The sequence below is a fragment of the Ventosimonas gracilis genome, from assembly GCF_001580025.1.
Taxonomy (GTDB): Bacteria; Pseudomonadota; Gammaproteobacteria; order Pseudomonadales; family Pseudomonadaceae; genus Ventosimonas; species Ventosimonas gracilis.
The window spans coordinates 1-6,609 of the sequence record NZ_LSZO01000103.1 but is presented as its reverse complement, the minus strand read 5'-3'; the positions used below and the strand labels follow the sequence as shown (position 1 = coordinate 6,609).

The window sequence follows — 6,609 nt, the reverse complement described above, 5'->3', positions numbered from 1 at the left end:
GGGGTCTCCCCATGTGAAAGTAGGTCATCGTCAAGCACCCATCCAAAACCCCCGCCTCAGTACAATTACTTGGGCGGGGGTTTTTATTTGACGAATGGCTATAATGCCGCGCTTTAAAATGGCTTTGACAAGCGGGCGATGGGGAGAACCGTGACCATGTTGGCACTGCTGCGACTGTTGCAAGATGGCCACTTTCATTCCGGTGCTGCGTTGGGCGAGGCGCTTGGCATCAGTCGCAGCGCGGTGTGGAAACAGTTGCAGCGCGCAGAGGTTGAGTGCGGATTGACGCTGCATCGAGTGCGCGGTAAGGGTTACCGTTTGGCACAGCCTTTATCATTACTGGATAAGCCGCGTCTGCAAAGCGCTTGCGAAGCATTGGCTTGGGACTTTCATCTGCTGCATGAGACCGATTCAACCAATGCGCGAGCCATGCGCCTGTTGGAAGCGGGCAATCCCGCGCCCTGCTTATTGCTTGCCGAAAGCCAATCCGCCGGTCGCGGGCGACGGGGCCGGCATTGGGTCAGCCCTTTTGCGGAAAATCTGTACTACAGCTTGGCACTGCGTTTGGACGGCGCGGCACAGCCCATCGAAGCCTTAAGCCTAACAGCGGGGCTTGCGCTGCTGAAAACCTTGCATGAAACCGGTCTTACTCGCGCCGGTTTGAAATGGCCGAATGATGTGCTGGTTGACGATCGCAAAATAGCCGGTATTTTGCTGGAACTCTCCGGCGACCCGTCTGCCGTTTGCCATCTGGTTATCGGCATCGGCATTAACGTCAATCGGCGCGTGGAGGCTGTCGGGATTGATCAGCCTTGGACTTCGCTGTTCTTGGAATTAGGCCACCTTTGTGACCGCACCGAGTTAGCCATTCGCCTAAGCGAACACTTGCGAGATTATTTGCAAATCCACTTTGCCAAAGGTTTTTCCGCATTACGCGAGCAATGGGAAGCCCATCATCTGTGGCAAGGGAAATCAGCCGTGCTGATTTCAGGCGCAGGGCAGATCACAGGAAAGGTATTGGGCGTTGATGAGCGTGGTGCTTTGCGTCTGCAAACCGCAGCCGGTGAACAGCGTTTTAGCGCAGGGGAATTGAGCTTGAGACTGGCGCATGATTCTTGAGTTGGATTGTGGCAATAGCCTGATTAAATGGCGCGTTTTGCATGCGACGCAAATCTTGGCGAACGGCGCAGTTCATCAACCTGAACAACTGTTTGAAGCACTGAATGAGGTGCCCCATCTTAGCTTGCGGGCGGCACGCATGGTCTGTGTGCGCACCGATGAAGAATGCCGCGAACTGGTTAATCAAATCGCCGCTCGCTATGCCGTACAAACTCAATGTGCCCGTGCCGAAGCCTCCTGCGGACAGGTGCGCAACGGCTATATCGACTGCGAGCGCCTTGGCATAGACCGCTGGGTAGCTATCTTGGGAGCCTATCAACAAGCAAAAGGGGCTTGTTTGATATTCGATTTAGGCACGGCACTCACCGCAGATTTTATCGCCAATGATGGCGAGCATCTTGGCGGCTTTATCTGCCCCGGCATGCCGCTAATGCGCAACCAGCTACGCGGCCACACAGGACGAATCCGCTATAAAGATAGTGCTGCTGCCAATGTCCTCTATGAGTTATCGCCCGGGCGCTCCACCGTAGAAGCCGTTGAGCGCGGCTGCGCGCTGATGCTGCAAGGTTTTGCCCAAAAACAGCTTGAATTGGCGCAGCGCTATTGGGGTGATGATTTTCAAACGTTCCTGACCGGTGGCGATGCTGCGCTTTTAGCTCCGGTATTGCCGCAGGCGCAGGTGCGCCAAGACCTGATGTTTATTGGGCTGGCGATTGCCTGCCCGCTGCCTTAAGAGATTTTGCATGCGCTGGGTATTTTTCTTCTTATTGGCTTTAAATCTACTTTGTTTGCTGCTGTGGAGCGGGCAACCCTCTGCGCCGACAGGCACTGTACCTGTTCGCTATCAACAAGAGGACGAACCCGGTATCCGCCTGCTCAGCGAACTGGAACCGGGGCAGCTAAAACCGAAAAGCGCAGCCAGTGATAAGGTGGCGCCAGCTAACAGCAGCACTTGCCAGCTCTTAGGTAGTCTTGAGCGCGAAGACCAAGCCAATGCCCTGCGCCAACGCCTTGCCGGATTGGATATTCGCGCTCAGATACAAGCGATTGATTTACCGGGCGCACTGGATTATTGGCTATACCTGTCGCCGCTCGCTTCCAGGCAAGCCGCCTTGCAGCAGATTGAGGTACTTAAAGCACAAGGCATAGAAAGCCATCACATTCCCCAAGGCGAACTGAGTAACGGCATTTCGCTGGGACTGTTTCCCCGCCACGAACAAGCCGACCGGCTCAGGCGGCGATTGCAAGAGACCGGCTATCAGCCCCAATTGCTTGAACTTTCACGAACGCAGCGCCGCTATTGGCTGCGTCTGCTGGATCAGCAGCTCGTGGATGCTGGAACACTGCGCACCCTGTCGGCGGATTTTGGCCAATTGGAGCAGCACAGCGCCCCTTGCAGCAACCTTGCAAGCGTGCTGTAAAAGCGGCATAAGGCAAGGTGCTTTGCGCAAAACAACTTGACAGCCCAGCAGTGGGCGAGGAAAATGCCGCCTCCCTATTGGAGGGGTTCCCGAGCGGCCAAAGGGATCAGACTGTAAATCTGACGTGTTTCACTTCGAAGGTTCGAATCCTTCCCCCTCCACCATCAATTTTCCAAGCGGGCATGGTTCAATGGTAGAACCTCAGCCTTCCAAGCTGATGGTGCGGGTTCGATTCCCGCTGCCCGCTCCACTTCAATGTTCCAAGGACTTCTGCTGAAGTCCAAAGAGCGTTGTAAGTGACTGTCACGATTGAGAATTTTATCTTTTCTCAGTCTGCTGACATCCAGTGAAATCCACTCGTATCCACGACGTTTTAGTCCATTTTCTAGTCCATCAATACGGGTAAAGCGCAGTGCGCATTGTTGCTGGAAGGGCGCGGTAAATCGGTCAAGTATCTGGACCAACTCTTCACTTAAGGAGTTGGCACCATGGCACTTTCCGATGCAACCGTTCGCCACGCCAAGGCGACCGGCAAGGCATACACGCTTGGCGACATTGACGGTCTTTCCTTGGCCGTTTCCCCTCAAGGCGGCAAATCGTGGCACTTCCGCTACTGCTGGGCGGGCCGACAAAAGCGCATGTCGCTGGGGATTTATCCTGAAGTGGGCTTGCGCGAGGCTCGCGACCTGCGTGATGAGGCGCGGGCGCTGCTGGCCAAAGACATCAATCCGCACACCGAGCGCAAGCGTAAACGGCACGCTATCGTGCTGGCGGGTGAGCACACCTTCATGGCGGTCTACAAGCAGTGGTTGGAGCACCGTCGCCTGACGCTGGAAGATGGGCGGCAGACCAGTCTGGAACAAATCCCCAGGATGTTCGAGAAAGATGTGTTCCCGGTGCTGCGGCACATGAACATCCACGACATCACGTGCGCGCATCTGCTGGACATCATCGCCAAGGTGGAAAAACGTGATGCGCTGTCGGTGGCCGAGAAGTTGCGGACGTGGTTCACACAGTTGTTCACTTACGCCACTGTGGTCGTCCCCAATCTCAAGGAAAACCCGGCCACTGATCTGGACGTGGTCGCCCTGCCGCTGCCGCCGGTGAACAACAATCCGTTCCTGCGCATGCCCGAACTGCCCTTGATGTTGCAAACGCTGCGCCGCTATCCGGGGCGGCTGAACACGCAATTGGGCGTGCGCTTACTGTTGTTGACGGGGGTGCGCACGGGCGAGTTGCGGCTGGCGACGCCCGATCAGTTTGATCTTGACCGGGGGCTGTGGCTGATTCCGGTCGTCCACCTCAAGCAGCGCAAGCAATTGACCAAGAAAGGGCGCAAGCGCATCAGGGACATCCCGCCCTACATCGTGCCGCTATCGATGCAGGCGCAGGAAATCGTGCGTCATTTGCTGGACAACTTCAAACCCGCGCAAACCTATCTGTTGCCCGGCGACCGTAGCCTGCAACAGCGCATCAGCGAGAACACGCTCAACAAAGCGCTGCACCGCATGGGCTACGAAGACCAACTGACCGGCCACGGCATTCGCGCCACGATTTCGACCGCGCTCAATGAATTGGGCTATCCGAAGAAATGGGTGGATGCGCAGTTGTCGCACGCCGACCCGGACAGAACCAGTGCGACCTACAACCACGCCGAATACGTCGAGCAACGGCGGGTGATGATGCAGGATTGGACGGATTAAAATTAATAATCTATAAAATCAATTAGTTATGATAAATCATAAATATCTTGTAGCGAATATCAAGCAAATAAAGAAGCCCACAGCACAATCATGGCAGCCAAAACAGCCACGCCGCCAGCCATCAAACTCATGTAGGCCGCTTGTCTTGCTCGCTCTATGGAAGGCTCAAGCTGCGCCCTGATGTTAGCTGTCCTGGTCTGTACGGTCTGTGTTATCGCTTCTTGCAAGTCTTTTTTGCTTTCAATCAGTGTTTTATTGATAATTGCCTGAGCTTGGTTTTTTGCTTCTCCGAGCATCTGATTAACAATAGTGCTGATATATTCGTTATTGCGCGTCATAAAGGCTTCCACTTCCGACACGACTTCAGCCATCAATTTTTGCTTATGCCGGAACATTTCCTGTTCCAGCATTGCAACGGCAGTGACGACAATCATAATCGGATCATCTTTATCCAGTTTTAACCCATGCCTTCTGCCAATTTCTGCGGCCAGTGCATCCAAGTCAATATCCATATAGCAGTACCTGTGCGCTATCGTTGCCTAACTCGCCAAAAATCTTGGATTGAATAATTTTTAGTCGTTGACGCTGCATGATTTTTAACGATTTGTCGTTAATGGCCTCATCAAAAGTTCGGCGCGCTTTGAGCATATCCGAAAAATCACGCCCAAAGGTTTCTGCCGTAAATATTGGAATTTCTACCAGTTTAATTACTCTATCAGCGTTGTTTTTATAAACTTTCATTTCCTCAAAGCTTAATCCTTCACTTTCTACTTTTCCCCAATAGGGATTAAGCCAAACGACAAAAGCGCATTCGTCGGGGAACTGTCTAACCAATGCATCAAATCCTACTAATGTATCCGGCAGTGCTTGCCCGCCCGTGATAACAGTATGCACGAATAGTTGGTGTCCCATATCCTGAAAAACGGATGCGATGTCATTAGCCACAATATAAGAGGACAAAGGAATAAATGAACTTGCGCCGTTATCAATAATGACATCATTGCTGGTTCCACTGATAATTTCGATTAAGTCATCAAACTTGCTGGCATCTACGTTTTTATCATCATTCAAAATATCCAGCCTCTGAACGTTTAGCGATTTAAAACCATAAAGTGTAGCGTTCACAGGGTCGGTATCAATGCAAACTGGCGTTTGCCCTTTGCTGACTTTAAATTGCGCAAGCATGGTGGCTAGCATGGATTTACCTACGCCGCACTTACCTTGTAAAACCATGTGAATAGTAGACATTATATTAAATCCTTTACATTTTCTGATGATAAGTTATATTCAAAGTTTTCAACTCTTGGTGAATTTAGTTTTGCTGCTTTCTCTTTTTTCTTCCTCCATGCCGTGCTGTGCTCGTCATTTTTTATAGCGCTGGTCTCTTTTAAGATTTTGCCATTGGGTGATACTCCTGATTTCTTAAGTATCTGCTGCGCATAGCGGCGAAACATTCCATACTTAAATTCGACAATTCCCTCTTTATAGAGGGTTGCCCATATGGCTTTCAGGGTCCATCCATCCGATACAGCCTCCTCGATTTCATCTCGCAAGGACAGGAATATGGCGCGGCTATGCCCGCTAACTTTTCTGGCGTCAGCCTTCATTTGCATTGCAATTTTTTCAGAAAGACGCTTTGCCATACGTTCCTCGCCGCAAAACTAAATTTTTAATGACACCGATTAACTCGGTGTGCCAAAGATATAAGACGGTTGGATTTTTAAAGGAACTCGCGGAATTTGCAAGTGTTTAATGAGTGACTTTTAAGTGAATTACTTTTTATTTGCTATTATTTGCGACTATTTGCGCTTATTTGGATAAATATTTTTCAAGCTACTTGAACATTTTACCGAAAGCTGCCATATAGTTCATCACGTGTTTTTGAGGTTCACCTAAAAAAGCGGGCAGGATGTGTGAAGTTAGCTAATCGGCAAGCCGCTTATCTAACTTCACCTCCCTTATTCGCACTTTGTGCTCAACGGGCATCCTGCTCTGCGAGGCTTAAAAGCGGTTAAAAGCGATATGACACCAAGGGAAGAAACCGACAATGCGTCGTCAGTTAATGCAATACGCGCCAAACGCCGTAAGCATTTGCGTGTGCCCGTTTTTGATGATGAAGCGGCCATTATTGAAGCTAACGCCAAACAAGCTGGCATGAGCACGGCGCGTTTTTTGCGAGAAGTCGCTATGGGTTATCCGCTGCACTCTGTGATGGATAAAAAAGCCGTGCTTGAATTAGTGCGCATCAATAGCGATTTAGCCCGCTTGGGTAATTTGCAAGGGTCTTAGGAAGCAAACGCGATCAAAGCGGCTGTTCACGCAGTAATTTTAGCAAGGCCAGATAGATGTTTTCATGTCGATGATTG

The 6,609-nt window shown here is 51.2% G+C and carries 7 protein-coding genes, 2 tRNA genes and 1 pseudogene; 7 read left to right on the top strand and 3 right to left on the bottom strand.

From position 1 onward, the window contains the following. The first annotated feature begins 156 nt into the window (after positions 1-156). From birA to AXE65_RS04615, 6 genes and pseudogenes are all read left to right on the top strand, one after another. Positions 157-1,119: a bifunctional biotin--[acetyl-CoA-carboxylase] ligase/biotin operon repressor BirA gene (birA, locus tag AXE65_RS04640; RefSeq protein WP_068388764.1), complete on the top strand. Its 963-nt coding sequence runs from the start codon at positions 157-159 to the stop codon at positions 1,117-1,119. Next, complete coding sequence (locus AXE65_RS04635; protein ID WP_068388761.1) at positions 1,109-1,852, top strand: type III pantothenate kinase; 744 nt, start codon at positions 1,109-1,111, stop codon at positions 1,850-1,852. The genes birA and AXE65_RS04635 overlap by 11 nt, the downstream gene beginning before the upstream one ends. Positions 1,853-1,862: 10 nt before the next feature. After that, positions 1,863-2,540 (top strand): SPOR domain-containing protein, encoded by a 678-nt coding sequence (locus AXE65_RS04630; RefSeq protein ID WP_068388758.1) that lies wholly within the window; start codon positions 1,863-1,865, stop codon positions 2,538-2,540. 79 nt (positions 2,541-2,619) lie between these two features. After that, positions 2,620-2,704: transfer RNA gene (locus tag AXE65_RS04625), tRNA-Tyr, on the top strand. A gap of 12 nt (positions 2,705-2,716) precedes the next feature. Continuing rightward, positions 2,717-2,790: transfer RNA gene (locus AXE65_RS04620), tRNA-Gly, on the top strand. A 238-nt stretch (positions 2,791-3,028) separates the two neighbouring features. Next, positions 3,029-4,240, top strand: a pseudogene (locus AXE65_RS04615) (tyrosine-type recombinase/integrase); the annotation flags it as partial. A gap of 62 nt (positions 4,241-4,302) precedes the next feature. On the opposite strand, the gene traM reads toward AXE65_RS04615, so the two are convergent. Genes traM through AXE65_RS04600 form a run of 3 tightly spaced genes read right to left on the bottom strand, consistent with a single transcriptional unit; the run spans position 4,303 to position 5,886 of the window. Beyond that, positions 4,303-4,755 carry a conjugal transfer transcriptional regulator TraM gene (gene traM, locus AXE65_RS04610; protein ID WP_068388756.1) on the bottom strand — a complete coding sequence of 151 codons (453 nt, stop codon included), beginning with the start codon at positions 4,753-4,755 and terminating at the stop codon, positions 4,303-4,305. Next, the gene (locus tag AXE65_RS04605; protein WP_068388753.1) at positions 4,745-5,491 is read right to left on the bottom strand and encodes a P-loop NTPase family protein; all 747 of its coding nucleotides are present in this window, start codon (positions 5,489-5,491) and stop codon (positions 4,745-4,747) included. Before AXE65_RS04605 ends, traM begins: the two co-directional genes overlap by 11 nt. Continuing rightward, positions 5,491-5,886 (bottom strand): TraK family protein, encoded by a 396-nt coding sequence (locus AXE65_RS04600; protein WP_068388749.1) that lies wholly within the window; start codon positions 5,884-5,886, stop codon positions 5,491-5,493. Before AXE65_RS04600 ends, AXE65_RS04605 begins: the two co-directional genes overlap by 1 nt. 379 nt (positions 5,887-6,265) lie before the next feature. Here AXE65_RS04600 and AXE65_RS04595 point away from each other — a divergent pair, with 379 nt between their 5' ends. Continuing rightward, on the top strand, positions 6,266-6,532 hold the full coding sequence (locus AXE65_RS04595; protein ID WP_068388746.1) for a plasmid mobilization protein: 267 nt from the start codon (positions 6,266-6,268) through the stop codon (positions 6,530-6,532). Positions 6,533-6,609: the final 77 nt, after the last annotated feature.

Bases quoted from the DNA above. Each gene is read 5' to 3' on its own strand.
- AXE65_RS04635 (WP_068388761.1), top strand. From the start codon at position 1,109: ATGATTCTTGAGTTGGATTGTGGCAATAGCCTGATTAAATGGCGCGTT.
- AXE65_RS04605 (WP_068388753.1), bottom strand. From the start codon at position 5,491: ATGTCTACTATTCACATGGTTTTACAAGGTAAGTGCGGCGTAGGTAAA.
- traM (WP_068388756.1), bottom strand. From the start codon at position 4,755: ATGGATATTGACTTGGATGCACTGGCCGCAGAAATTGGCAGAAGGCAT.
- AXE65_RS04600 (WP_068388749.1), bottom strand. From the start codon at position 5,886: ATGGCAAAGCGTCTTTCTGAAAAAATTGCAATGCAAATGAAGGCTGAC.
- AXE65_RS04595 (WP_068388746.1), top strand. From the start codon at position 6,266: ATGACACCAAGGGAAGAAACCGACAATGCGTCGTCAGTTAATGCAATA.
- AXE65_RS04630 (WP_068388758.1), top strand. From the start codon at position 1,863: ATGCGCTGGGTATTTTTCTTCTTATTGGCTTTAAATCTACTTTGTTTG.
- birA (WP_068388764.1), top strand. From the start codon at position 157: ATGTTGGCACTGCTGCGACTGTTGCAAGATGGCCACTTTCATTCCGGT.